The sequence below is a fragment of the Streptomyces sp. NBC_01306 genome, from assembly GCF_026340465.1.
In the GTDB taxonomy this organism is placed as follows: Bacteria; Actinomycetota; Actinomycetes; order Streptomycetales; family Streptomycetaceae; genus Streptomyces.
The window spans coordinates 2220752-2245498 of the sequence record NZ_JAPEPC010000001.1; the positions used below are offsets into that span (position 1 = coordinate 2220752).

Consider the following 24747-nt stretch of genomic DNA (forward strand, 5'->3'; position numbering starts at 1 on the left):
ATACCTTCTCCGGCCGTATCTTCCGGCAGTCCCTCTAGAGCTGTCCGTCCTCCAGCATTTCGGTCACCAGCGCGGCGATCTGCGAGCGCTCGGACCGGGTGAGGGTGACATGGGCGAAGAGCGGATGCCCCTTCAGTTTCTCCACTACAGCGACCACTCCGTCGTACCGGCCGACCCGCAGGTTGTCCCGCTGGGCGACGTCGTGGGTCAGTACGACCCGCGAGTTCGAGCCAATCCGGGAGAGCACCGTCAGCAGGACGTTCCGCTCCAGGGACTGGGCCTCGTCCACGATGACGAACGCGTCGTGCAGTGAGCGGCCCCGGATATGAGTGAGCGGCAGGACTTCGAGCATGCCCCGTCCGACCACTTCCTCGATCACGTCCCGGCTCGTCACCGAGGAGAGCGTGTCGAAGACCGCCTGCGCCCAGGGCCCCATCTTCTCGGACTCGGAGCCGGGCAGATAGCCGAGTTCCTGCCCGCCGACCGCGTACAGCGGACGGAAGACCATCACCTTCTGGTGCTGCCTGCGCTCCAGGACGGCCTCAAGCCCCGCGCAGAGCGCCAGTGCGGACTTGCCGGTGCCGGCCCTGCCGCCCATCGAGATGATGCCGATGTCCGGATCGAGGAGCAGATCGAGCGCGATGCGCTGCTCGGCGCTGCGGCCGTGCAGCCCGAAGGCCTCGCGGTCGCCCCGTACGAGTTTCACATTGCCCTCGGCCGTGATCCGGCCCAGCGCCTTGCCGCGCTCGGACTGGAGCACCATGCCGGTGTGTACGGGCAGTTCGGCGGCCTCCGGTACATACAGGGTGTCCTCGGAGAAGAGCAGGTCCACCTGGTCGGGCGAGAGGGTCAGTTCGCTCATCCCCGTGTAGCCGGAGTCCGTGATCGCCAGTTCGGCGCGGTACTCCTCGGCGAGGAGTCCCACGGACGAGGCCTTGATGCGCAGCGGCAGGTCCTTGGAGACGACGGTGACGTCGAATCCCTCGGCCTGGAGGTTGCGCGCGACCGCGAGGATGCGTGAGTCGTTGTCCCCGAGCCGGTAGCCGGCCGGGAGCACGCTGGGATCCGAGTGGTTGAGTTCGACACGGAGGGTCCCGCCGAGTTCGCCCATGGGAAGAGGGGCGTCGAGACGTCCGTACCTCACCCGGAAGTCGTCCAGCAGGCGCAGCGCCTGCCGGGCGAAGTATCCGAGCTCCGGATGGTGCCTCTTGGCCTCCAGTTCCGTGACCACGACGATCGGGAGCACGACCTCGTGCTCGTCGAACCGGGTCATGGCGTTGGGATCGGCCAGCAGGACGCTGGTGTCAAGAACATAAGTGCGCCTGTCGGGCATGCGGCGCTTAGTGCTGGTCACCACGGAAGGACGTACCCCCTTTGGACACAAGCCTGAGGTCGGGGAGCGACGGCGTCGCGGGCTGCTGGGACCGGGGCGGGCCCCCACCAGCGCGGAGGCCGGACCCGGCCCTCCACGTCGCCCGCGCTCACCGCACGGTCGTCCTGGTGCAAAGGGCCTCCCGGGCGAGCGGACCGGGCCGCTCACTGAGATACGACATCCGTGGACCGGACGTCGACCTGGAAGGGGTATTCCCGCGAACGCCCGTTGCCATGCCAAGGCGTACGACCGGTTCCTGCCAGCGGCGGTGCGTACCGGGAGGTTTTCATCCGGCCGTCACCCTTGGCTGACCGGCGCGACGTCTGCGCGCCACCGGGTGTCCACCCTCGGAAAGCGCATAGTTCAGGCCATAACCCGAAAGGGTGCAAAGAGAGCGCGAACGGGGGTGCGGCGGGCGCGGGCCGGGGAGGCTCAGGCGCCGTAGCGCCGGTGGCGGGCCGCGTAGTCGCGCAGCGCCCGCAGGAAGTCGACCTTGCGGAAAGCGGGCCAGAAAACTTCGCAGAAGTAATATTCGGAGTGCGCGCTCTGCCAGAGCATGAACCCGGAGAGTCGCTGCTCCCCGCTGGTACGGATCACCAGATCCGGGTCGGGCTGGCCGCGCGTGTAGAGGTGTTCCGAGATGCGCTCGACGTCGACGGTCTCGGCCAGCTCCTCGAAGGAGGTGCCCTTCTGGGCGTGCTCCAGCAGGAGCGAGCGGACCGCGTCGGCGATCTCCTGGCGCCCGCCGTAGCCGACCGCGACATTGACGAGTATCCCGGTGTTGCCCGTGGTCGCCTCTTCGGCTTCCTTGAGGACGGCCTGGGTGTGGCCGGGGAGCAGGTCGAGCGCACCGACGTGGTGGACCCGCCAGCGGCCGTCCGCCGCGAGGCCCCTGACCGTGTCCTCGATGATGCCGAAGAGCGCGGTCAGCTCCTCCTGCGGGCGGTCGAAGTTGTCCGTCGACAGCAGCCAGAGCGTGGCGACCTCGACCTCGGTCTCGGCGCACCAGCCGAGGAACTCGGTGATCTTGTCGGCCCCGGCCTTGTGGCCCTCCGCGGCAGTGCCTCCGGACGCCTTGGCCCAGCGCCGGTTGCCGTCCAGAATGAGTCCGATGTGCTTGGGCACCTGGTCGTGGTCGAGGCGGCCTTCCACCCGACGTGCGTAGAGCCCGTACACCAGGTCGCGCAAGTTCACTGCGATTCACCTCGCGATGTCGTGCCGGACGCCCTGCCCGACGTGCTTTTCGGCTGGGGTCCCGGGAGGCGTACCCCCAGGACGGCACAGCACTGAGTCCGGACCTCCGTGCGGTGGCAATCGCCCGAGCCGCCACAGTACTGCGCAGGGGTCATGACAGCCCAACCCGGCCTGTCACAAGTCCGTGATAAGGAGGGGCCTGTGACTGATTCTCTTCGTTATTCCGCCGCTGATGACCGATACGACTCCATGGAGTACCGGCGCAGCGGCCGCAGCGGGCTGAAACTCCCCGCTGTCTCGCTCGGCCTGTGGCACAACTTCGGCGACGACCGCACGCTCGACTCGCAGCGTGAGATCCTCCGCCGCGCCTTCGACACCGGTGTGACCCATTTCGACCTTGCCAACAACTACGGCCCGCCGGCCGGCTCCGCCGAGCTCAACTTCGGCAAGCTCTTCGCCCAGGACTTCACCCCCTACCGGGACGAACTGGTCATTTCGACCAAGGCCGGCTATCTGATGCACCCCGGCCCGTACGGCGAGTGGGGCTCGCGCAAGTACCTGCTGTCCTCGCTGGACGCCTCGCTCACGCGGATGGGTCTCGACTACGTCGACATCTTCTACTCCCACCGCTTCGACCCGGACACTCCTCTTGAGGAGACGATGGGCGCGCTGGCCTCCGCCGTGCAGCAGGGCAAGGCGCTGTACGTCGGGGTCTCCTCGTACAACAGCGAGCAGACCGCGGAGGCCGCCCGCATCCTCAAGGAGATGGGCGTCCCCGCCCTGATCCACCAGCCCTCGTACTCCATGATCAACCGCTGGACCGAGGACGACGGGCTGCTCGACACCCTGGAGACGGCCGGAATGGGCTGCATCTCCTTCGTGCCGCTCGCGCAGGGCCTGCTCACCGGCAAGTATCTGAAGGGCATCCCGGAGGGTTCGCGTGCCACTCAGGGCAAGTCGCTCGACCCGGATCTGCTCTCGGACGAGGTCGTACGCCGGCTCAACGGGCTCAACGAGATCGCGAAGCGGCGGGGCCAGTCCCTGGCGCAGCTGGCACTCAACTGGGTGCTGCGCGATCCGCGGATGACCTCCGCGCTGATCGGCGCCTCCAGCGTGAAGCAACTGGACGAGAACGTCGCGGCCCTCGCGGCGGCTCCGCTCTCCGCCGAGGAGCTGACCGAGATCGACTCGTTCGCCGTCGACACCGCGGGCACCAACATCTGGGCCGGCCGGAGCTGACCCCCGGAAGCGGCGCGGGGCGGGAAAGCGCAGCGCCGGGAATCGGGGCATAAAAAAACGGGCCGGTCCGTGGGGGGGGATACGGACCGGCCCGAGGGGGGGGTTTCCACCATAACCCTTCATAAGTCGTGCTGGGGCCACGCCGTGCCCCCCGGCGCTCCGGGATTACGCTCCGAAGCCGCCGAGCAGCAGACCGGTGAGCGCGCCCGCCACCATGAAGGGGCTGAACGGCATCGCGGTCTTGCGGCCCGCGCGCCCCCGCAGGATCAGGCCGACGCCGTAGAGCGCGCCGTAGACGAACCCGGCGAAGGTGCCGAGCAGCAGCACCCCCCAGCCGTACCAGCCGAGGGCCACCCCGAGACCGGCCGCCAGTTTGACGTCGCCGAAGCCCATGCCGTTGGGGTTGATGAGGAAGAGCACGAAGTAACCGCCGCCCAGGGCGAGTCCGCCGAGCAGGGCGCCCGTCCACGAGCCCCGCGCGCCGGGCAGCAGCGCCGCGGCTCCCAGCAGGGCCGCGGTCGCCGCGACGATGGGCAGGGTGAGGACGTCGGGCAGCCGCTGCACGGCGCGGTCCACCAGGGCCAGCAGAACGAGGGCGGGCGCGAGCAGCACCCAGACGGCCGCTTCGGGGACCGGCCCAGCCGCCGCGGCGAGCGCGGCGCAGCACAGGGCGGTGACCGCGGCGGTCACCGGTGTACTGGGCCCGTACCAGCCGCCGGTCCCGCGCGCCGGGCCGAGCCAGCCGGCGATGGGCTGCCCCGACGGGGTGGCCCCGTGCCAGGGAGTCCCGGGGGCCACCGCGAGGCGGTAGGCGGGGCGCGGCAGCAGAGTCCCCACGGCGGCGCCGAAGCAGGCGGCGAGTACGACGATCAGCGCGGCAGACACCCGGCCGAGTTTAGACCGGCCGGGGGAACGGGGTCCGGGTCATGCGCCGCCCTCCCGGAAGGGGCGGGCACGGGCCGGGGAGGGGCGTGCGGGCGTGCGGGCGGGCGGGCGGGCGGGCCACTACAGCCGGTGGACACCGGGCCAAGGGATCAAAGGGGGGATCACCGCGGCTTGCGGGCCTCGATGAGGAAGCGCGTCGTGTGCGCGAGGAACGGTCCCTCGGCCTCGATCCGCTCGTGCAGGGCCCGGAGCTGCGGCAGATACGCCTCCGTGGTGAAACCGGGCACCATCCAGATCACCTTGCGCAGGAAGTAGATGACAGCGCCGATGTCGAAGAACTCGGTGCGCAGGCTCTCCAGCCGCAGATCGGTCACCTCCAGCCCCGCCGCCCGCGCCGCGGTGCGCGCCGCCTCCGGGTCGCGTCCCTTGCGCGCTTCGGGCTGCGGGCCGAGGAAGTACTCGACGAGCTCGAAGACGCTGGCCGGGCCGACCTCCTGGGAGAAGTACGTACCGCCGGGGGCCAGTACCCGGGCGATCTCCTCCCAGTGGGCCTTCACCGGATGGCGGCTGACGACCAGGTCGAAGGCCCCGTCGGCGAAGGGCAGCGGCGGCTCGTCCGGGTCGGCCACCACCGCCGCACCCAGCGGATGCAGCAGGGCGGTGGCCTTGGCCACGTTCGGCGGCCAGGCCTCGGTGGCCACCGTCAGCGGCGGCAGCTTCGCCACCCCGGCCAGCACCTCCCCGCCGCCGGTCTGGATGTCGAGGGCGGCCGATGCCCGGCCCATCCGCTCCCCCATCGCACGGGCGTACCCCCACGACGGGCGCTCCTCGGTGGCACGCCCGTCCAGCCAGGAGAAGTCCCAGCCGTCGACGGATACGGAGTCGGCCTCGGCCACCAGCTCTTCAAAGGTCCTGGACGTGACTCCTCCTCCGGCTGTAGCCGGGGGCTTCTCGCTAGGCCGGGTTGGCGTCGCGGCGGACCAGCCCGGCCCGTAGAACGTTGGTGGCTCCCACTGTATCGGCGTGCGCGTTGTGGCCGCAGCTGACGCAGTGGAACTTCTCCTGGGTAGGCCGGTTCTCCGCTGAGACGTGCCCGCATTCGGGGCAGGTCCGGGAGGTGTTGCAGGGGTCCACGGCGATCACTTCCCGTCCGGCGCTTTCAGCCTTGGCGTGCAGGATCATCAGGAACACCCCCCATCCGGCATCGGCGATGCTGCGGTTGAGTCCGGCCTTCGCCGCCGCTCCGTTGGGCAGGAATCCGCCTGCCTGCTCGGGATCGGGCTTCGGTGCCGGGGCCTTGATCATGTTGCGGATCTTCAGGTCTTCGTGCGTTTTGACCCTGCCGACCACCGGACGGTGCTGGTTGACCTTGATGTGTCCGACGCCCTGGAACCGGACACGAGTCACAGGGTCGCGCGGGGTGAAGTTCCGGATGACGGCCCGTAGTCGCGGTTCGACCGGTTCGTCCCCGTGCTGCGGGAAGGGCTCATCGAGCTGGTGGCGCTGCTCGGCCTGCGCAGCCATGACCCGAACCACGGCGACGAACCGCACACCGCACTGGTGGCGGCGGTCCGCCGGGGCGACGCGGACGCCGCGGGCCGGATCCTTCAGGCCGAGATCTCGGCCACGGTGGGGCTGCTCGGGAAGTAACCGGCCAGGCCGGTGACCCGCAGCATCCGCAGATGCAGCGCGCGGGTGCAGACCAGGTCGATGGAGCCGCCGCGGTCGAGCACCCGCCGTCTGGCACGGCAGAGCAACCCCAGCGCCGCGCAGTCGATGAAGGTCGCGGGGCGGAGGTCGACGATCACGCGCGCGCCCTGGGGCGCGGTGGCGGCGTCGGTGCACTCACGGATGTGGCCCGCCGCGAGGAGGTCGATCTCGCCGCGCAGCTCGACCACGGTGAAACGGCCCGCGGTGTAACTGCGGGCGGCCGGGCCCGACGGCTCCGTGCGCTGTGACTTCTCTGTGTGTTCCGTGTGCTCGTCCTTCGTATCCATGACGGACCCCCGTTCGGTCGCTGTGGCATCGGTCCGGTCGGCGGCAACGGGCCGGCCTGCGAGGGCCTGGGCGACGTGACACACCTTAGGAAGCGCCGCGGTGCAGAAACGTGCATGCTTGCCCTGATTCACCTGGCTGGGTGAAGCAGCCGGTGAACCGCCGCCCGCCCGAGCCGAGTTGTCCGCACAGGTCCGGGTCCATGGGTGGCGCGAATGACCCCGTGCGGGTGGGCCGGACACGCCCTAGGGTGGGCCGTACGGCATCGCGCGTCGGTCACCGGCCGGGTGAGGCGTGGAGGTGGCCCGTGAGATGCCCGTTGGAGGCATTCCACAGTGTCGGAATCAGAAGCAGCAGCAACAGAAGCAGCAGTAGCGGTGGAAGAAACAACAGCAGGGCCAGGGGCAGTGGTACCGGGATCAGCATCACAGCCCGGGGCCGATCCGGCATCCCGGCCCTTCCCCGTCGAGCTGAACCACACCATCGTTCCCTCCCGGGACAACCGGGAGTCCGCCGAGTTCCTGGCCACCGTGCTCGGTCTGCGGGCCGGGGCCGAATGGGGCCCCTTCGTCCCGGTGGAGCTGAGCAACGGCGTGACCCTGGACTTCGCGACCGTACCGCCCGGGTCGCCACTCCCCGTCCAGCACTACGCCTTCCTCGTCCCCGAGGAGGCTTTCGACGGGATCTTCGCCAGGATGCGGGCCACCGGTACGGACTTCTACGCCGACCCGTACAAGAAGCAGCCCGGCGAGATCAACCATCTGCACGGCGGCCGCGGGGTCTACTTCCTGGATCCGTCGGGGCACGCCATGGAAGTCATCACCCAGCCGTACGGCAACGCGGGCTGAACCGCGCCCGCCGGCGGGCGGCCCACCGGGGCCGGTGAGCCGGCCGCCGGTGAGTCGACCCCGGTGGGGCGGGCCCCCGGTGGGCGGGCCGCCTGATGGTCAGGTGCCGTACCGTACGCGGACCTCCCGCGGCCCCCGGGTGAACACCCCCTGCTCGACGGGGACATAACCGTCCTCGAAGCGCATGTCCGGCAGGGCGTCCAGGAGTTGGCCGACCCCGGTCGACACCTCCGCCCTGGCGAGCAGGGCGCCCACACAGAAGTGCCGGCCCAGCGCGAAGGCCAGATGGTCGGCCGCCGCCGAGAACGCGGTGGCCGACGTCAGGTCCGTACGGAAGATGTCGAACGTGTCGGGGTCGGCGTACCGCTCGCCGTCGCGGTTGGCCGAGCCGATCAGACAGGTCACGGTGGCGCCGGCCGGGACCGTGCCGCCGCTCAGGGTGACCTCCTTCGCGGTCTGCCGCATGATCATGTGGACGGGCGGGGTGAAACGCAGGGTCTCGGCGAAGGCCCGGTCGATGAGGGTGCGGTCGACCCGTACCGCGGCGAGCTGCTCCGGGTGGGCCAGCAGATTGGCGAAGATGCTCGCGATGGCCTTGTCGGTGGTCTCGCCGCCGGCCGCGAGGAGCAGGCTGCAGAAGGCCTTGATGTCCTCGTCACTCATCCGCACCCCGTCGACCTCGGCAGCGCAGAGCGCGGAGAGCAGGTCGTCGCCCGGGTGCTCCCTGCGGTGCTGGATCACCGGGATCATGTACGCGGCGAACTCCTGGCGGGTGCGCTCGCCCGCCGCAGCGACCTCCGGGTCCCCGGTCAGGTTCCCGAGGAACGCGATCACCGACGTGTACCAGCCGTGGAACTTGGCGTGGTCGGCCTTGTCCAGACCGAGCATGTCGGCGATGACGTTGACGGGGAAGCGCGTGGCGAACCCCTCCACGAGGTCCACGGTCCCCGACCCTGTCCCCGGAGCGGCCCCGTCGAGCAGCGTGTCGATCAGCTCGCGGGCGTTGCGCTCGATGACCGGCAGGAACTTCTGCTCCAGGTCGCTGCCCCGGAAGGCCGGCGCGACCAGGGCCCGGCGGACCGCGTGCTCACGCCCGCTGAGCTGAAGAATCGTCCGGCCGTGTACCGGTTCGAGCTGCCAGTCGTAGTTGTCCGTGGTGAAGGCGGCCTCGCGGTCCTTGAAGACCCGCTCCACGTCCTCGTACCGCGAGACGACATAGCTCTGCATGGCCTCGTGCCAGAGCAACGGCTTGTGCTCGCGCAAGGCGCGGTAGACGGGGTACGGGTCCGCAGCGAACTCCGGCGAGAGGATGTCCGGGATGTTCGGGGTGTTCGGGATGTCCTGGGCGGTGGACATGGTCACTCCTCGGGTGGGCGGACTCCCGGTCCGCGAGAGCGGGTCACCAGCACGGTAGTTGAAGGGCCGGGTCACGTTCAGGGGTGTCTCGGGACTGACCCGGAGCCGGGCGCAGGGCCGGGCTCGGGGCTTGTCATCGGATGGTCCGCGCCGGGCTCCGGCGGGTGCGGGCCGGAGATCACCCCGTCCGGTCCCTTGGCATGATGGTCTCCGGTCGGGCGGCCGTCGGCCGACCGGAGTACCGAGCATGAGGGAGCCCCTGTGGCGCGCCATCTGATCGTCGTGGACCCGGCAGGCGCGGGCGACCACCGCACCATCGGCGAGGCGCTGAACGCGGCGCGCGGCGGCTCGGTGATCAGCGTCAGGGCCGGGCGGTACGACGAGAACCTGGTCGTCACGAAGCTGGTCACCGTCGTGGCCCACGAGCCGGGCGGCACGGTCGAGATCGCACCGCGCAGCGGCAGCGCCGTACAGGTGCTCGCCGAGGCGGTGAAGCTCTCCGGTCTGCGGTTGGTCGCGGGCGGGGGCGGCGACGAGGACGAGCCGGTGGTGGATGTGCCGCACGGTCAGGCGGCCCTGGAGGAGTGCGAGGTGTTCGGCAACTCCTGGGCCGCGCTGCTCTCCAGGGACGAGGGCTCGCTCGCCATCCGCGACACCACCGTGAGCAATCCGGCGGGCGCGGGGATCGTCGACCTGTCGTCGCGGACCAGCGTCGTCGAGGGCTGTGTGCTGGAGCGGCTGGGCAGTTCGGGCATCGTGCTGGGCGAGGACGCCGCTACCGAGGTGCGCGGCTGCACGGTCCGGGACGCCGGGGGCAACGGCGTGCTGGCCAACGGCCGGGCGCGCGGCTCGTTCACCGATGTCACCGTGGAGCGGACCGTCAAGCCCGGTGTCGCCGTGGAGGAGAACGCCACGACCAGGTTCACCGGTGTACGGGCCGTCGACTGCGTGATCGGTTTCCACATATCGACGGCCGCGCAGACCGTACTGACCGACTGCGCGGCCACCGGGTCCACCACCCACGGCGTCACCCTGTCGGGCGCCACGGATCCCGAGCTGACCGGGCTGCGGGTCGACCGGCCCGGCGGTCACGGCATCGCGGTCACCGGGCGCTCGCGCGGCACGTTCACCGACGCCCGTGTCACCGGGGCCCGTTCGGCCGGCGTGCTCGTCCAGGACGGTTCGTCCACCGTGCTGGTCCGCACCGAGGTGGCCGAGGGCGCGGCGGACGGCATCCTGCTCACCGGCGCCAGCACCGCGCGGCTTGACCGGGTCACCGTGACGGGGGCGGCCGGGCACGGGATCGTCGTCACGAACGGTGCGGATCCGGTGCTGCGCCGGGTCGAGGTGACGGACACCGGCGGGCACGGCATCGACGTACGGGACGGGGCCCGCGGGAAGGCCGAGGCGTGCACGGTCACGTCGGCGGGCGGCTGCGGCATCCGCGCCGGGGAGGCCAGGCCGTCCTTCCAGGGCACGGCCGTGCGGTCCGCGGCACGGGCCGGTGTCTCGGTCCTGGCGGGCGGCGCAGTCACGCTCGTCGACTGCGAGATCGGGACACCCGGCACCGACGGGCTCGAATTGGAGGGCGCGGGGGCCGAGTTGACGGCCGTACGGGTACGGGTGCGCGGTGCGGGCCGGCACGGGGCGAGCATCGGGGCGGACGCGAGCGCCGAGCTGACCGAGTGCGTGTTCGCGGCGGGCGGCGGGGACGGACTGCGGACGGTGAGCGGGCTGCGGGTGCGCGCCGCCGGGTGCACGGTCACCGGGAACAAGGGCGCGGGCGTACGCCGCGGGTCCACCGCGGGCGAGCTGGTGCTCGACCGGCTGACCAGCGAGGAGAACGGCGAGCCCGACATCACGGGCGAGAGCGACGGGCAGGAAGGCGCCCCCGGTGACCCGCGCGGCCCGCTGGCGCGGCTGGACGAACTGGTCGGTCTGCGCGCCGTGAAGGAGCAGGTCGCCACCCTGGTCAACCTCAACCGGCTGGCCGAACGGCGCCGCGAGGCGGGGCTCCCCGTCCCGGCCACCGCCCGCCATCTGGTGTTCGCGGGCCCGCCCGGCACCGGCAAGACGTCGGTGGCCCGGCTGTACGGGAGCATCCTCGCGACGCTGGGGGTCCTGCGGTCCGGCCATCTGGTCGAGGTGGCCCGCGCCGACCTGGTGGCGAAGGTGGTCGGCGGTACCGCGATCAAGACCACCGAGGTCTTCGAAGAGGCCCTGGGCGGTGTGCTGTTCATCGACGAGGCCTATGCGCTGACCCAGGGCGGCCCTTCGGGCGGCGGCGCGGACTTCGGGCGGGAGGCGGTCGACACGCTGGTGAAGCTGATGGAGGACCACCGGGACGACGTGGTGGTCATCGCGGCCGGCTACTCCTCCGAGATGCACACCTTCCTGGCCTCCAACCCGGGCCTGGCGTCGCGTTTCAACCGTACGGTCGAGTTCGAGAACTACACGGTCCCCGAGCTGATCACCATCGTCCGGCTGCTGTGCGAGCAGAACCGCTACACGGTGGGCGAGGAGACCGAACGGGCGCTGGCCGTGCACTTCGAGCGGATGCACAAGGACACGTCGTTCGGCAACGCGCGCGCGGCCCGCAAGGTCTTCGAGGAGCTGATCGACCGGCAGGCGCTGCGGCTCGCCGTCATGCCTGAGGTCTCCGAGGAGGACCTCACGACGCTGCTCCCTTCGGACGTGGGCGAGCAGGCAGCGGCGGCGATCGGCGCGGGCGAGAGCGAGCCGGCCGACGCCGCCAGACTCGACGCGATCATGGCGGAACTGGCCTCGCTGGTGGGCCTCGACGACGCCAAGTCGCAGGTGCAGGACCTGGTCAATCTGCTGGCGACGGCGCGCAGACGGCGGGCGGCCGGGCTGCCTGCCCCTTCGGTCGGCCACCATCTGGTCTTCACCGGCCCGCCCGGCACCGGCAAGACGTCGGTGGCCCGGCTGTACGGGGAACTGCTCGGCGCGCTCGGGGTGCTGCCGCGCGGCCAGCTGATCGAGGTGGCGCGGGCGGACCTGGTGGGCCGCTATGTGGGGCACACCGCCCAGCTCACCCAGGAGGTCTTCGCGCGGGCGCGCGGCGGTGTGCTCTTCGTCGACGAGGCGTACGCGCTGACCCCGGCGGGCGGCTCGGGCTCGGACTTCGGCCAGGAGGCGGTCGACACCCTGGTGAAGCTGATGGAGGACCACCGGGACGACACGGCGGTGGTGGTCGCGGGTTACGAGCGCGAGATGGACCGCTTCCTCGGCTCCAACCCCGGTCTGGGCTCGCGCTTCTCGCGCCGGGTGACGTTCGGCGCGTACTCGGCGGAAGATCTGGTGGAGATCGTGCGGCGCCAGTGCGAACGCGACGGGTACGACTGCGCACCGGAGACGGTGGTGCGGCTCGGGCGGCACTTCGACGAGGTGCCGCGCGACGCGAACTTCGGCAACGCGAGGTACGCGCGGCGGGTGCTGGAGTCGATGATGACGCGGCAGGCGGGCCGGCTGAGCGGGATGCCGGATGCGGGGCCGCGGGAACTGCGGCTGCTGCTGCCGGAGGACCTGGTGGTGTGAGCTGATCCGGCCCGCCGCGAGCGGCAGCCACCTGTGATGTCGCATGAGGAAGCCCGGGACAGGACACTCCCGGCCCGCTCCTCCAGGGGGCCCAGGGAGCCGGACGCTGAATCCCGGGTCGGGGGGCTAGCCCCCGGGAAGGTGTCGGGCCGGCCCCAGCGCGCCCGGGCCGCTGCACGCGCGACGATCTTCTCGGCAGCGCTCGACAGCACACACCTTGGGAGTGATCACACATGATCGGCAACGGGAAGCGGCTCGCGGCAGCGGCTCTCGCCCTGGCCGCGACGCTGGCCCCCGCGGCGGCCGCGTACGCAGCGCCGGCGGCGTCCGCACCGGCCGTCGCGTCGGCCCCCGTCCGCGCACTGGACCGGATCGCCCATCCGCTGCGGTCGACGGAGCCGGGCGCCGGCACGGCCGACCTGCACGCCCTGGGGGTGATGGCCGGCGACGCCAAGGTGGTCGGCGTGGGCGAGGCCACGCACGGCTCGCACGAGTTCTTCGCCCTGAAGGACCGGGTCTTCCGCTACCTCGTGGAGCAGAAGGGATTCACCACCTTCGCCCTGGAGATCAGCTGGTCGGCGGGTATGCGGATCGACGACTACCTCCAGCACGGCGACGGTGACCGCGACGCGCGGCAGGTCGTGCACGAGGTGATGGCCGGATCTCCCTGGGACCGCGAGGAGTTCGTGACCCTCGTCCGGTGGATGCGCGACCACAACCGCCGGCACCCCGACCGCCCGGTCCACTTCCTGGGCGACGACATCGGTGCGCCCAAGCTCGACGAGCAGGTCTTCGACAGCGTCACCGACTACGTACGGCGGACCCGTCCGGAGTCCCTGCCGCGCCTGAACGAGATCCTCACCGGTCTGCGCCCGCTCGACGACGCCATCGCCTATCTGAACCGGCCGCTCGCGGAGCGGCAGCAGAACGCGGCCAAGGCGCGGCAAGTACTGGAACTCGTACAGGGCCAGAGGTCGGGGGGCGGCGACAACTACGAGTTCGCCCTGCAGAACGCCCGTAACATCGCCCAGACCTACACCTTCCTGACCGTCGACCCCGGCGACCAGGAGTCGCTGACCGCCATGGAGCGCTACCGCGACCAGGTGATGGCCGAGACCACGGCATGGTGGCAGCGGCACACCGGCGGCAGGATCCTGCTGTCGGCCCACGACGACCACGCAGGCTATGTGGCCTCCGACCCCACGACGTACCCGAAGACCCAGGGCTCGTTCCTCCGCGACACCCTGGGCGCGGACTACCTCGCCATCGGCACCACCTTCGACCGGGGCGCGTTCCTCTCCAAGGACGAGGCGCTCGGCGGCGAGTGGAAGAAGTTCACCGTCGGCCCGGCCGGTCCCGGCACGAACGAGTACACGCTCGACCAGGTCCGGTACCGCGACTACTACGCCGACCTGCGCAAGGCCCCTGCCGCAGCCCGCAGCTGGCTGGACATCTCGCGGCCGACATACAACGTCGGCACGCAGTACCCGAACGACAAGACGCCCGAGATCGCCGTCGGCAGGGCCTACGACGTCCTGGTCCACCTCCACACCGTCCGGGAGGCAGGCAAGCTGTAGCGCCCCGGCGCGAACCGGGCGTCAGCCGGTCACCGGGCGGGCCGGCCGACGCCCATCAGCGTCTGCTGCCCGTTCGCGACGAGCTGGCGCGTACCGTCACCGTGCACGCCGTACACCTCCAACTGGCAGACGGTCAGCGTGCGTCCGGACTTCAGCACCGTCCCGATGGCCTCGATGTGCTCGCCCACGGCGGGCGCCGGCAGGTTGATCTTGTACTCGACGGTGAGGATCTCGCTGTCCTCCCGCAACAAGGTCGGGCCCGCGTAGCCACCGGCCGGGTCACGCGGGCAATTCGTCCGCCGTCCACCGGGCGTCCACAACGGAGAGGCCGGGTGCGGCCCGGACCGCGGGACGCAGCACCGGCCCGCGCCGCACGGTCGATAGGATCACGCACATGCCGCCCCGCCTCGCTCAACTCCCGGCCACAGCCGCCCTCGTCACGCTCCTCGCGGGCGCGGCCACCGTCGCGGGGGCGGCCGCTCCCGCGGTGGCCGACGACTCCCCGACGCTGCCCGCCGTCTCGTCCGCGCCGCCCGCGGCGGGCGGTTGTGTCCGGCCGTCGAAGAAGCACTCCGACCTGACTCCCTGGCCGCAGCGGTACATCGCGCCCTCCCGGGCCTGGCCCTCCGCGCGCGGCGCCGGGGTGACCGTCGCCGTGGTCGACACCGGGGTCGATGCCGGCGGGGCACCCGCGCTGGCGGGGCGGGTGACCGCCGGGCCCGATGTCGTGTCGGGCGGGACCGCGGGCAAGGACTGCGTCGGGCACGGCACCTTCGTGGCGGGGATCGTCGCGGCCGGGCAGAAGTCCGGCGTCGGGTTCGCAGGGGTCGCGCCCGACGCGCGGATCCTGGCGGTCCGGGTGACCGGCGCGGACGGGTCGGCGACCGCCGACAAGGTGGCCGCCGGAATCCGGGCGGCGGTGGCGGGCGGGGCCCGGGTGGTGGATGTGCCGCTCGCGCTGAACCGCGGCAGCGCCTCGCTCACCTCGGCCGTACGGGATGCGGTGCGGCACGACGCACTGGTCGTGGCCCCGGCGTACGGGCCGAGCAACTCGTCCGGGGAGGCGGCACCGGCCGCCTATCCGGCAGCGCTGCCGGGCGTGCTGGCCGTCGCCGCGCTCACTCCCGGGGGTGGCCCCGACCAGAAGGCCGCGCCCGCGACGGCCCCCGGCATCGCGGCCCCCGGCACCAGCCTCATGAGCATCGGCCCGGGCGGAGGCGGGCACTTCAGCGGCAGCGGCGCCGACCTGGCGACCGGTTTCGTGGCGGGTACGGCCGCACTGGTGGACAGCTACCGTCCCGGCCTGACCGCCCAGCAGCTCACGGACCGGCTGACGTCGACGGCGTACCCGGGGGCGGCGGGCACCCGGTCACTGACGGGCGCCGGAACGGTCGACCCGGCGGGCGCGGTGACAGCCGTACTGCCCACGTCGGCGCCCCGCCCCGCACGCCCCGAACCCGCACCGCAGCTCGCGGCAAGTACCGGGCACAGCGCCCACGCGGGCGCGGTCGCGGTGGCCGGTGGCGCGGCGGGGCTCATCGCGCTGACGGCGTTCTTCGCGGTGGTGCTCCCGCGTGCACGGCGCCGGGGCTGGCGCGCGGGGGTCTGACTCCGGGGCCGCAGGGCTCCTGTACCCAGCCGTCCCGGGACTGTCGTCCCGGGGGCCTGCCGTGCACGTGTCTGCCGTGCACGGGCCTGCCGTGTGGGGTCGCCGCGACCAGGTTGATGAGAGTGTCCCCGCCGGTGAATGCGAAAGATCCGAAACCGAGGGGGCCCACCGCGCCGGTCACGGCGTGACGATGGCGAAATCGGGGTCGGGGGTGTCGAGCAGGCCGACCAGGGTCGCGAGGACCTGGGGATCACCCTGGACGTGGACGCCGTCCAGTCCCTTGCCGGCCAGGACGGCGAGGAGTTGCGGTTTGGTCAGGGTCAAGGTCAGGTCGGCGGCCGGGACCGGGTCGCTCGCCTCCGGGCCGGTGCTGCGGTAGGTGAGGGCTCCGTTGGACAGCAGCAGGTGCCAGGTACGGCCCTCGTCGGTGACGTTCCAGCTCATCGTGAGCTTCTCGTTCCACGCGCGCGGGCCGTCGACGCGGATGGCGAGGGAGTCGATGAGCATGTCGACGGTGAGCGCCATCGCCATCTCGGGGTTGGTCGTCTCCAGCGCGGTGTGCGCGACGGTGCCGCGCAGCTCCTGGGCGCCCATCAGGTAGAAGTTGCGCCAGGTGCCGTTCTCCGCGCCGTGGCCGAGCTTTTCGTACACCGCGGCCAGTGCCTGCGTGGCGGTGGCGTCGTCGGGGGCGGCGAAGACGGCGTGCCCCAGCAGGGTCGCGGCGAAGCGCAGGTCCCCGGAGGCCGCGTACTCCTGGCCCTTGGCGACCAGCGCGGACACGCCGCCGTAGTCGGCGGCGAACCGCTTGGCCTGCTCGACCGGCGGGTGCTCCCACAGGTGGGCGGGGTTGCCGTCGAACCAGCCCATGTAGCGCTGGTAGATGGCCTTCACGTTGTGACTGACCGAGCCGTAGTAACCACGGTTGGCCCACCGGTTCGCGATCGCCGGCGGCAGCTCGATCCGCTCGGCGATCTCCATGCCGGTCAGTCCCTGGTTGGTCATGCGCAGGGTCTGGTCGTGCAGGTACGCCCACATGTCCCGCTGGCCTGCCAGATGTTCGACGATGCGGTCCCGGCCCCAGGTGGGCCAGTGGTGGGAGGCGAACGCGACCTCCGCCCGGTCGCCGAACAGGGTGATCGTCTCGCCCAGGTAGTGGGCCCAGACGCGGGTGTCGCGGACCACCGCGCCGCGCAGGGTCAGGATGTTGTGCATGTTGTGGGTCGCGTTCTCCGCCATGCACAGCGTGCGCCGGTCGGGGAAGTAGAAGTTCATCTCCGAGGGGGCCTCGGTGCCCGGCGTCATCTGGAAGACGATCCGCACCCCGTCGAGGGTCTCCTCCTGCCCGGTTCGGGTGATGTCCACCGTCGGCGGCACGAGGGTGATGGTGCCCTTGGACGTCGTCATCCCCAGCCCCGCGCCGATGTGCCCGGCGGGGCCCTTGTCCAGTTCGGCGCCGTACATGTAGACCGCGCGGCGGGTCATCGCACCGCCCGCGTACACGTTCTCCGCGACCGCGTGCTCCAGGAACCCGGCCGGGGCGAGGACAGGCACCGGCGGGTGGCCGTGCGGCAGGATCCCGCGGGAGCCGCCGAAGTGGTCGCCGTGCGAGTGCGTGTAGATCATCCCGGTGACCGGGCGCTTCCCGCGGTGCTCGCGGTACAGGGCGAGCGCGGCGGCCGCGGTCTCGGCGGAGATCAGCGGGTCGATGACGATGACCCCGGTGTCGCCCTCGACCAGGGTCATGTTCGACAGGTCCAGGTCGCGGACCTGGTAGATCCCCTCGGTGACTTCGAACAGACCCTGTTTGTTGCACAGTTGACTCTGCCGCCAGAGGCTGGGGTGCGCGGTGCCGGGGCAGTCATCGTCGAGGAACGCGTACGCGTCGCTGTCCCAGATCACCCGGCGGTCGTCCGCCCGGACGACCCCCGGGGTGAGGGCGGCGACGAAGCCCCGCTCGGCGTCCTCGAAGTCGGACCTGTCTGCGTAGTCGAGATCATCCATGGACAATGAATAGCCCAAAAGGCACATTTTTCCCCGTACGCACGTCTCGCGCGCCATGCGACCACCGAAGCCGAGGAGGCCGCGGCGGACGACGGCCTGCCGCTGCGGTCCGGGGCCGGCTGTGGAGAACCATGCATTCCGGTACCGCGTCTGTTCTTGGTGAGGGAACGGAACGGCCCCGGGCCGATCCGCGCGGAACGCAGCCGAGAGGGAGATGAGAGTTCATGGGTCCAGAACAGGGGTCGATATCCGTCATGGCGTTCGGCTTGCTCTTCGGGGCCGTGGGCGGCGCGAGCCTGTTCAAGGCGCGTTGGCTGCGACGCCACGGGGCGCGGGCGTACGGCACCGTCGTCCGGCTGGCCAGGACATCCGGTGAAGGCGGGTCGAGCTACCACCCGGTGGTGCAGTATCAGACCGCCAACGGCCAGGTGATGGAGGTCAGGTCCTCGCAAGGGAAAAGCCGGCGGAGCAGCCTTCGTGCCGGCTCGCCCGTCACCGTCCACTACGACCCGGCCAAGCCGCAGCGGATGGCCATCGACGGCTACTCCGGCGGCGGTGGCATGGTCGTCTTCTGTGTCTTCGGAGCCGTGATCTTCCTGATTGGCGCGCGGGTGCTGTTGTCGACGGTGGCGTGACGGACCGCCCCGTGCCCGGCGGGTGATCCGGCGAGCTAGTGCCGCGGCAGGCAAGGTTTGCCCGTCAAGGAGCGGCGTTCGGTGCGTGCTCTCGGCGTGCCGGCCGGAAGCCCCCGTACTGGACGTACTTGGGCTTTCGGCCGGTGCGGCGAGAGTGTGTGCCGGGCGTCGCGACGGGGCAAACGTTGCCTGCCGTGGCACTAGCTCTGCGCCGTGGGGCGGACGACGATGTCGCCCACGTCGACACTGTCCGGCTGCTCGATGGCGAAGGCGATCGCGCGGGCGATGGCGTCCGGCGGGATGGCGATGTCGCCCATACGGGCGAGGGTTTCGGCCCTCATCTCCGGAGCCATGGAATCCGAGAACTCCGTGCGCGTGAACCCGGGCGAGACAACGGTGACGCGCAGACTGCCCCCGGCCTCCTGGCGCAGCCCCTCGGAGATGGTGCGTACGGCGTTCTTGGTGCCGGCGTACACCGACTGGAGCGGCACGATGCGCAGCCCGGCGGTGGAGACCGTGTTCACGAAGTGCCCGAAGCCCTGCTCCCGGAAGACAGGCAGCGCTGCGGCGATCCCGTACAGGACCCCCTTGAGGTTGACGTCGATCATCTCCTCCCAGTCCTCGACGCGCAGTTCGTCCAGCGGGGAGATCCGGCCGACCCCGGCATTGCTGACGAGGACATCGACCTTGCCGTAGCGGTCACGGGCCAGCGCGACCAGACCGGTCAGGTCCTCCCGGCGCTTCACGTCCGTACGTGCGTGCGCGGCCTGGCCGCCGGCCTGCTCGATGCGGGCGGCCAGCGCCTCAAGACGCTCCGGCCGACGTGCGCCGAGCACCACTTTCGCCCCCCGCTCGGCCAACAGCAGCGCGGTCGCCTCGCCGATCCCGCTGCTGGCGCCCGTGATCACAACGACCTTGCCTTCGATTCCCGACATGAGATCCTCCGAAGCCCCGACAGGGGTATGAGTGCAGCGCACCGTCCACAGCGTCTACAGTGGAAGTGGAGGCGCCGCCGGTTAGCTGCACTGTAAGTGGACACGCCTCCACTTCGCAAACAGGCATGAGGGAGCGAGCCGTTGACGGCACGGGATGCGGGACGGCCACTGAGGGCTGACGCACAGCGCAACCGGGACAAGATCCTGGCCACCGCGGTGCGGGTGTTCACCGAAGAGGGACTGGACGCCCACCTCGAACGGATCGCCAGGGAGGCGGGCGTGGGGACCGGCACGCTCTACCGCAACTTCCCGACCCGGGAGGTCCTGATCGAGGCGGCCTACCGCAACGAAGTGGCGCGGCTGTGCGACGCCGTCCCCGAGCTCCTGGCGACGATGCCGCCACGTGAGGCCCTGCGCGCCTGGACAGGTCGTTTCATCGACTACGTCACCGCCAAACTCGGCATGGCCGAAGCCCTGCGCGCCGTCGTCGCCTCGGGAGGCGACCCGTACGGCCACAGCCGCGACATGATCCAGGCCGCCATCACGACCCTCATGGAAGCCGGTACCGCCGCCGGCGCGCTGCGCTCCGACATCCGCCCGACCGACATGTTCGCCGCCCTCGCCGGCATCGCCGTCACTTCGGCGAAACCCGAGCAACGGGACCAGGCCGAACGCCTCCTCGACCTCATCCTGGACGGGCTGAAACCGCCACAGCTCCCCCAAAGCTGACGGCACGCATCGCGGGCCTCGGTTCAGTACGGCCCGCGTCGTGAGGTCGGCTCCGTGTTCGCTGCGTCAGACATGCAGGGTGGGGCGGTAGGTGAGTTCCTGGATATGGCTGTCGAGCGTTCGGGACTCGATCAGTTCCAGGTCGAAGTCGGCCGCACCCCGGAAGATCGGATTCTCTCCGGTGCGGCCGGTGACCACAGGGAAGAGCGTCACCTGTACGCGGTCGACCAGACCGGCGGCCATCAGCGCCCGGTTCATCGACAGGCTGCCGTGCGAGCGCAGCGGCACCCCGGACTCCTCCTTGAGCCGGGCGACGACGTCGACGGCGTCTCCGGCCACGACGGTCGCGTCCGGCCAGTCGAGGGGGCCTTCCAGAGTGCTCGACACCACCGTTGCGGGCAGGCTCCTCATCCGTGTCACCCAGGGGTCACGTACGTCCGACTCCTCGCTGCTCGCGGCCAGCAGCTGTGCGAACGCCCGGTAGGTGTTGGCCCCGAGGACCATCCGCTGCTCCTCGGCGTACAGGGCGAGGCGATGGGCCAGAAGCTCGGGGCCCTGCTTGCCCCAGTAGCCGCTCCACCCGCTGCTCGCGGTGCCGAAGCCGTCGAGGGTGGAGAAGACGTCGAAGGTGTAGGCGGCGGTCATGATGCGCTCCTCAGATGCGGCTGATCGCGTGGTGGGGTGCCGAGGTTAGGGGCGCGGCGCTGCGCCTGCCGGTAGACCCGCAGGGCCGTTCGGATAGGGGGGCTGACTCCGGAGTCAGCCCCACCTCGGCATCCCGCTCCGCCTACTCCCCCGCTTCCTGCTCCGCCCGCTCGTCGCGCAGCGCCGTCTGTACCTGCACCGTGCTGCGGCGCGTGATGTACAGACCCCGGCCGGGCGGGAGCAGCCTCGGCTTGGTGCCGGTGATGATCTGCCCCTCGGTGGGCGGGCAGGACAGCTGGAGCACCGGGGTGTTGGCCTCGACGAGGCGGCGCAGCAGCTGGTCGGTCATCATCGAGCGGGACGCGCCGTTGGCGCTGCGGGCCACGATGACGTGCAGCCCGACCTCGGTGCCCTGCGCCAGATACGGCAGCAGCGGGGCGAACGGGTCGGGTCCGCCGCTGCCGATCAGCTCGTAGTCGTCGATGACGACGAACAGCCGCGGGCCCTTCCACCAGTCGCGTTTCGCCAGCCGCTCCGGTGCGATGTCCGGGCCCGGCACCCGGTCGGCCATGGCGCGGGCGGAGCCGCTGACCATCTCCTGGAGCTGGGCCGGACCGACGGCGTACCCGAGGCGGTAGGGCTCCGGTACGGCTCCGGCCAGGCGGCGGCGGTAGTCGGTGACCATGACCCGGGCCTCGCCGGGGCCGTACCGCCGGGTGACGGCTTCGCAGACCATGGCGAGCAGGTTGGTCTTGCCGGACTCGGCGTCGCCGACCACGACCAGGTGCGGGTTCTCCTCGAAGTCGTGGCGGAAGGTGTCCAGTTGGACGTCCCGCAGGCCGATCGGGACGCGCAGGTCACCGTCCGGTTCGGGCAGTTCGGACGCGGGCAGGGTGAGCGGCAGCATCCGTACGGGCGGTGCCTTGGGCCCGTCCCAGGCGGCGGCCGTCTCGCGGACCAGGGCGTCCACGCCGTCCGAGAGGGTGTCGACCGAGGGGTCTCCGTCGATACGGGGCAGCGCGGCCAGGAAGTGCAGCCGCTCGTCGGTGAGCCCCCGGCCGGGGATCTTCGGCACGGTCGCGGCGGCCCGCATGTTGATCGCGGAGTCGACCGGGTCACCGAGCCGCAGTTCGAAGCGGGTGCCGAGCTGGTCGCGCAGGGCGCTGCCGATCTCGCCCCAGCGGGTGGCGGCGATGATCAGGTGGACGCCGAAGTTGAGCCCGCGGGACGCGATGAGGGTGAAGGTCGGCACCAGATCCATGAAGTCCTGGCGGATCGTGCTCCAGCCGTCGACGACGAGGAAGACGTCACCGTAGGCGTCGTCGGCGAACTCACCGGCCGCACGCTTGCGCCGGAAGTCGGCCATGGAGGCCAGGCCGTGATCGGCGAACTGCCGCTCACGGCGGGCGATCAGCGCGGTGATCTCGGCGACGGTGCGGAGCAGCCGCTCCGGGTCGAGACGGCCGGTGACACCGCCGACGTGCGGGAGTCCGGAGAGCGCGGAGAGCCCGCCGCCTCCCAGGTCGAGGCAGTAGAACTGCACCTCGCGCGGGGTGTGGGTGCGGGCGACGGCGGTGATGAGCGTACGGACGAGGGTGCTCTTGCCGCTCTGCGGGCCACCGGCGATGCCGACGTGCCCGCCCGCACCGGAGAGGTCCGCGGTCAGCTCGTCGCGCCGCTGGTCGAACGGCCGGTCCACGATGCCGACCGGCACGGTGAGAGGGCGGCGCGCTTCGGGCGATCCGGGCGGGGGCAGCAGCAGATCGAGCGTGGGCGGTTCGGCGAGCGGGGGCAGCCACACCTGGTGGGCGTGCGGGCCCGAATCCTCCAGGCGCTCGACGGCGATGGTGAGCAGGCTGGCGGTGGCCTCATCGGCCGGAGCCGTCTCGGCGGGCGTGCCTTCCGGCTCGACTTCACTCTTCGGCAGTTGCCTCGGCGGAACCCAGCCGGCCTGGAACGGCACGACCTGTCCGGCGACGACCGCCTGGCGTACCGCGGGGCGGACGACCCGGTAGGGCCCGGAGACGAAGGCGGCCTTGAACCGGGTGAGCGTGCCGACGTCGTTCTTCAGCAGGCCGCTGCCCGGCTGCGGCGGCAGCTCGTAGGCGTCCGGGACGCCGAGCACGCCGCGGCTCTCCATCGCGGAGAAGGTCCGCAGCCCCACCCGGTAGGAGAGATGGGACTCCAGCTGGTGGATGCGGCCCTCGTCCAGGCGCTGCGATGCCAGCAGCAGATGCACCCCGAGGCTGCGGCCGAGCCGCCCGATCATGACGAACAGGTCGAGGAAGTCCCGGTGGGCGGCGAGGAGTTCACTGAACTCGTCGACGACGACGAAGAGCGTGGGCAGCGGCGCGAGATCGGCGCCGCCTTCGCGGGCCTTCTCGTACTCAAGGAGCGAGGCGTAGTTGCCCGCCTTGCGCAGGAGTTCCTGGCGGCGCATCAGTTCACCGTGCAGGGCGTCCCGCATACGGTCCACGAGCGCTACCTCGTCGGCGAGGTTGGTGATGACGGCGGAGGTGTGCGGCAGCCGGTCGAGACCGAGGAAGGTCGCGCCGCCCTTGAAGTCGACGAGTACGAAGTTGAGCGTCTCGGACGAGTGGGTGAGCGCGAGGCCGAGCACCAGGGTGCGCAGCAGCTCCGACTTGCCCGATCCGGTGGCGCCGATGAGCATCCCGTGCGGGCCCATGCCGCCCTGCGCCGACTCCTTGATGTCCAGGACCACTTGGCTGCCGTCGGCGGCGAGACCGACGGGGACGCGCAGCCGGTCGCCGGACGCACGCCGTTCGTGCAGCCGGGTGAGGTCGGCGGAGTGCAGATCGTGGATGCCGAGCAGACCGGTCAGCTCCATGTCCTCCTGGAGCGGCTGCTCGGAGCGGGCGGTGGCGCCCAGCCGGTACGGGGCCACGGCCGCGGCCAGTGCGCGCGCGGCACGCGGGCCGAGGGTCTCGGGGCGGCCCACGGGCGTCTCAGCGGTCTTGCCGTCCGGGTCGGTGGTGACCATCGAGAGTTCGTCGGGGGTGACGCGGAAGCGCAGTGTGCCGCGCGCGGAGGCCCCGTCGAGGGCCCCGCGTACGTCGAGGACCAGGGCGTTGCGGTAGCCGGGCCCGGCTATCCGCGCGCCGGCGGGGACCGCGGCGGTGTCCAGGACGATGACGGTGTACGGCTCGTCGCGGCTCGGTTCGGCGCCCGGCTCGAACGCCGGGCGCCCGCCGAACTCCTCGCCCAGCAGCGGCTCCAGCTCGGAGACGGCTTCGGCGACGAGGCGGGAGGTGCCCGCGCCGTCGGTGTCGGACGGGTGCTGGGCGTGCGGCAGCCACTTCACCCACTCCCAGTCCGGGATCGCACCGCCGTCGGCGACGACCACGACGGCGAGATCCTCCGGTGCGTGCAGCACGGCGAGCTGTCCGACCATGGCGCGGGCGGCGCCGCGGGCGGTCTCCAGATTGCGCGCGGCCGTCGCGGCGGCGTCCGCGCCATGGGGTCCGGTCTCCTCCCCGGCCTTGCTGCCGGACAGCAGGATCACCCGGGCGAAGGAGCGCATCCGGACGGCGATCGGCTGCCCCGGCACCGTCGAGTACGCCCGGATGAAGCGGCGCAGCGCGTGTGCGCAGAGCGGTTCGAGGTCTTCGACGGGCTTGGTGGAGAGCGGGTTGAGGGTGAGCGCGAGCTGACGGGTGCCGGTGGCGACCCGGATCTCGGCGAAGTCCTCATGAGTGGTGCGGCGTTCCCAGAGCCGCCCGCCGCGCACCAGCGAGACGAGCGAACCGGGCTCGGGGTGGTGCCAGGCATCGGCGCGCCGCTGCTCGTCGATGGCCTTGCGGATACGGCGGCGGCTGGTGGCCAGGTAGCGCAGGTAGTCGCGCCGTTCGCCGCGCAGCCGCCGTTTGCGGTCTCCGGCCGCGCGGATGAACTGGCTGATGAGCATGCCGACCGCGGACAGCAGCATCATCCCGATGGCGACCCACATCAGGATGCCGCTGCTCTCGCCGGGCCTGATGAAGATCAGTACCATGCCGAGCGAGCTCAGCGCCATGGGCAGATAGGTGATGACGCCGCTCATGGCGCTCTGAGACTCGGGCAGTGCGGGTGGTTCCTGGAGGGTCAGCTCGCCCTGCGGCAGCTGCGGGCCCGGCCGGCGCGGGGGGCGCCTGAACGTGACGGTGCTCAAG

General features: G+C 71.4%; 17 protein-coding genes and 3 pseudogenes. 8 read left to right on the forward strand and 12 right to left on the reverse strand.

Annotated features, from left to right (window positions below; genetic code table 11):
• Positions 1-34: 34 nt before the first annotated feature.
• Positions 35-1357: a PhoH family protein gene (locus OG385_RS09520; protein WP_266853649.1), complete on the reverse strand. Its 1323-nt coding sequence runs from the start codon at positions 1355-1357 to the stop codon at positions 35-37.
• Between the two features lie 447 nt (positions 1358-1804).
• Entirely contained in the window at positions 1805-2566 is a 762-nt protein-coding gene (locus tag OG385_RS09525) for an isoprenyl transferase (RefSeq protein ID WP_266853651.1), read from the reverse strand.
• A 201-nt stretch (positions 2567-2767) separates the two neighbouring features.
• On the opposite strand from OG385_RS09525, the gene mgrA reads away from it, so the two are divergent.
• On the forward strand, positions 2768-3805 hold the full coding sequence (mgrA, locus tag OG385_RS09530; protein ID WP_266853652.1) for an L-glyceraldehyde 3-phosphate reductase: 1038 nt from the start codon (positions 2768-2770) through the stop codon (positions 3803-3805).
• A gap of 165 nt (positions 3806-3970) precedes the next feature.
• Here mgrA and OG385_RS09535 read toward each other — a convergent pair whose 3' ends face one another.
• From OG385_RS09535 to OG385_RS09545, 3 genes and pseudogenes are all read right to left on the reverse strand, one after another.
• On the reverse strand, positions 3971-4690 hold the full coding sequence (locus OG385_RS09535) for an A24 family peptidase (RefSeq protein ID WP_266853654.1): 720 nt from the start codon (positions 4688-4690) through the stop codon (positions 3971-3973).
• A gap of 161 nt (positions 4691-4851) precedes the next feature.
• A pseudogene (locus OG385_RS09540) lies at positions 4852-5598 on the reverse strand (class I SAM-dependent methyltransferase); the annotation flags it as partial.
• Between the two features lie 46 nt (positions 5599-5644).
• Positions 5645-6166 (reverse strand): annotated as a pseudogene (locus OG385_RS09545) (RNA-guided endonuclease InsQ/TnpB family protein); the annotation flags it as partial.
• On the opposite strand from OG385_RS09545, the gene OG385_RS09550 reads away from it, so the two are divergent.
• Positions 6161-6340: a hypothetical protein gene (locus OG385_RS09550; RefSeq protein WP_266861324.1), complete on the forward strand. Its 180-nt coding sequence runs from the start codon at positions 6161-6163 to the stop codon at positions 6338-6340. The pseudogene OG385_RS09545 and the gene OG385_RS09550 sit on opposite strands and share 6 nt — an antisense overlap.
• Here OG385_RS09550 and OG385_RS09555 read toward each other — a convergent pair.
• Entirely contained in the window at positions 6298-6687 is a 390-nt protein-coding gene (locus tag OG385_RS09555; RefSeq protein WP_266853657.1) for an STAS domain-containing protein, read from the reverse strand. The two genes, OG385_RS09550 and OG385_RS09555, sit on opposite strands and share 43 nt — an antisense overlap.
• A 468-nt stretch (positions 6688-7155) precedes the next feature.
• On the opposite strand from OG385_RS09555, the gene OG385_RS09560 reads away from it, so the two are divergent.
• On the forward strand, positions 7156-7533 hold the full coding sequence (locus OG385_RS09560; RefSeq protein WP_266860738.1) for a VOC family protein: 378 nt from the start codon (positions 7156-7158) through the stop codon (positions 7531-7533).
• A 99-nt stretch (positions 7534-7632) separates the two neighbouring features.
• Here the strand turns inward: OG385_RS09560 and OG385_RS09565 are convergent, their stop codons facing one another.
• Positions 7633-8889, reverse strand: coding sequence for a cytochrome P450 (locus OG385_RS09565; RefSeq protein WP_266853659.1), 1257 nt, complete (start codon positions 8887-8889; stop codon positions 7633-7635).
• A gap of 261 nt (positions 8890-9150) precedes the next feature.
• Here OG385_RS09565 and OG385_RS09570 point away from each other — a divergent pair, with 261 nt between their 5' ends.
• Together OG385_RS09570 and OG385_RS09575 are read left to right on the forward strand one after the other, a co-directional pair.
• On the forward strand, positions 9151-12447 hold the full coding sequence (locus tag OG385_RS09570) for a right-handed parallel beta-helix repeat-containing protein (RefSeq protein WP_266853660.1): 3297 nt from the start codon (positions 9151-9153) through the stop codon (positions 12445-12447).
• 233 nt (positions 12448-12680) lie between these two features.
• Complete coding sequence (locus OG385_RS09575; protein WP_266853662.1) at positions 12681-14024, forward strand: erythromycin esterase family protein; 1344 nt, start codon at positions 12681-12683, stop codon at positions 14022-14024.
• A 29-nt stretch (positions 14025-14053) separates the two neighbouring features.
• On the opposite strand, the pseudogene OG385_RS09580 reads toward OG385_RS09575, so the two are convergent.
• A pseudogene (locus tag OG385_RS09580) lies at positions 14054-14305 on the reverse strand (PaaI family thioesterase); the annotation flags it as partial.
• Positions 14306-14418: 113 nt separating this feature from the next.
• Here OG385_RS09580 and OG385_RS09585 point away from each other — a divergent pair.
• Positions 14419-15633 (forward strand): S8 family serine peptidase, encoded by a 1215-nt coding sequence (locus OG385_RS09585; protein WP_266853664.1) that lies wholly within the window; start codon positions 14419-14421, stop codon positions 15631-15633.
• Between the two features lie 177 nt (positions 15634-15810).
• Here the strand turns inward: OG385_RS09585 and OG385_RS09590 are convergent, their stop codons facing one another.
• Positions 15811-17634 carry an alkyl/aryl-sulfatase gene (locus OG385_RS09590; protein WP_266853666.1) on the reverse strand — a complete coding sequence of 608 codons (1824 nt, stop codon included), beginning with the start codon at positions 17632-17634 and terminating at the stop codon, positions 15811-15813.
• Between the two features lie 224 nt (positions 17635-17858).
• On the opposite strand from OG385_RS09590, the gene OG385_RS09595 reads away from it, so the two are divergent.
• Positions 17859-18269, forward strand: coding sequence for a DUF3592 domain-containing protein (locus OG385_RS09595; protein WP_266853668.1), 411 nt, complete (start codon positions 17859-17861; stop codon positions 18267-18269).
• A gap of 200 nt (positions 18270-18469) precedes the next feature.
• Here the strand turns inward: OG385_RS09595 and OG385_RS09600 are convergent, their stop codons facing one another.
• Positions 18470-19204, reverse strand: coding sequence for an SDR family oxidoreductase (locus tag OG385_RS09600; protein WP_266853669.1), 735 nt, complete (start codon positions 19202-19204; stop codon positions 18470-18472).
• A gap of 141 nt (positions 19205-19345) precedes the next feature.
• Between OG385_RS09600 and OG385_RS09605 the strand changes: the two genes are divergently transcribed.
• Positions 19346-19933, forward strand: coding sequence for a TetR/AcrR family transcriptional regulator (locus OG385_RS09605; protein ID WP_266853671.1), 588 nt, complete (start codon positions 19346-19348; stop codon positions 19931-19933).
• Positions 19934-19999: 66 nt separating this feature from the next.
• On the opposite strand, the gene OG385_RS09610 is transcribed toward OG385_RS09605, so the two are convergent.
• Entirely contained in the window at positions 20000-20578 is a 579-nt protein-coding gene (locus tag OG385_RS09610; protein WP_266853672.1) for a dihydrofolate reductase family protein, read from the reverse strand.
• Between the two features lie 142 nt (positions 20579-20720).
• Positions 20721-24746, reverse strand: a complete 4026-nt coding sequence (gene eccCa / locus OG385_RS09615; protein ID WP_266853674.1) for a type VII secretion protein EccCa — start codon at positions 24744-24746, stop codon at positions 20721-20723.
• Position 24747: the final 1 nt, after the last annotated feature.

Excerpts from the sequence above, each read along its gene's own strand:
- OG385_RS09555 (WP_266853657.1), bottom strand. The coding sequence starts at position 6,687 with ATGGATACGAAGGACGAGCACACGGAACACACAGAGAAGTCACAGCGC.
- OG385_RS09565 (WP_266853659.1), bottom strand. The coding sequence starts at position 8,889 with ATGTCCACCGCCCAGGACATCCCGAACACCCCGAACATCCCGGACATC.
- OG385_RS09575 (WP_266853662.1), top strand. The coding sequence starts at position 12,681 with ATGATCGGCAACGGGAAGCGGCTCGCGGCAGCGGCTCTCGCCCTGGCC.
- OG385_RS09585 (WP_266853664.1), top strand. The coding sequence starts at position 14,419 with ATGCCGCCCCGCCTCGCTCAACTCCCGGCCACAGCCGCCCTCGTCACG.
- OG385_RS09590 (WP_266853666.1), bottom strand. The coding sequence starts at position 17,634 with ATGGATGATCTCGACTACGCAGACAGGTCCGACTTCGAGGACGCCGAG.
- OG385_RS09595 (WP_266853668.1), top strand. The coding sequence starts at position 17,859 with ATGGGTCCAGAACAGGGGTCGATATCCGTCATGGCGTTCGGCTTGCTC.
- OG385_RS09600 (WP_266853669.1), bottom strand. The coding sequence starts at position 19,204 with ATGTCGGGAATCGAAGGCAAGGTCGTTGTGATCACGGGCGCCAGCAGC.
- OG385_RS09610 (WP_266853672.1), bottom strand. The coding sequence starts at position 20,578 with ATGACCGCCGCCTACACCTTCGACGTCTTCTCCACCCTCGACGGCTTC.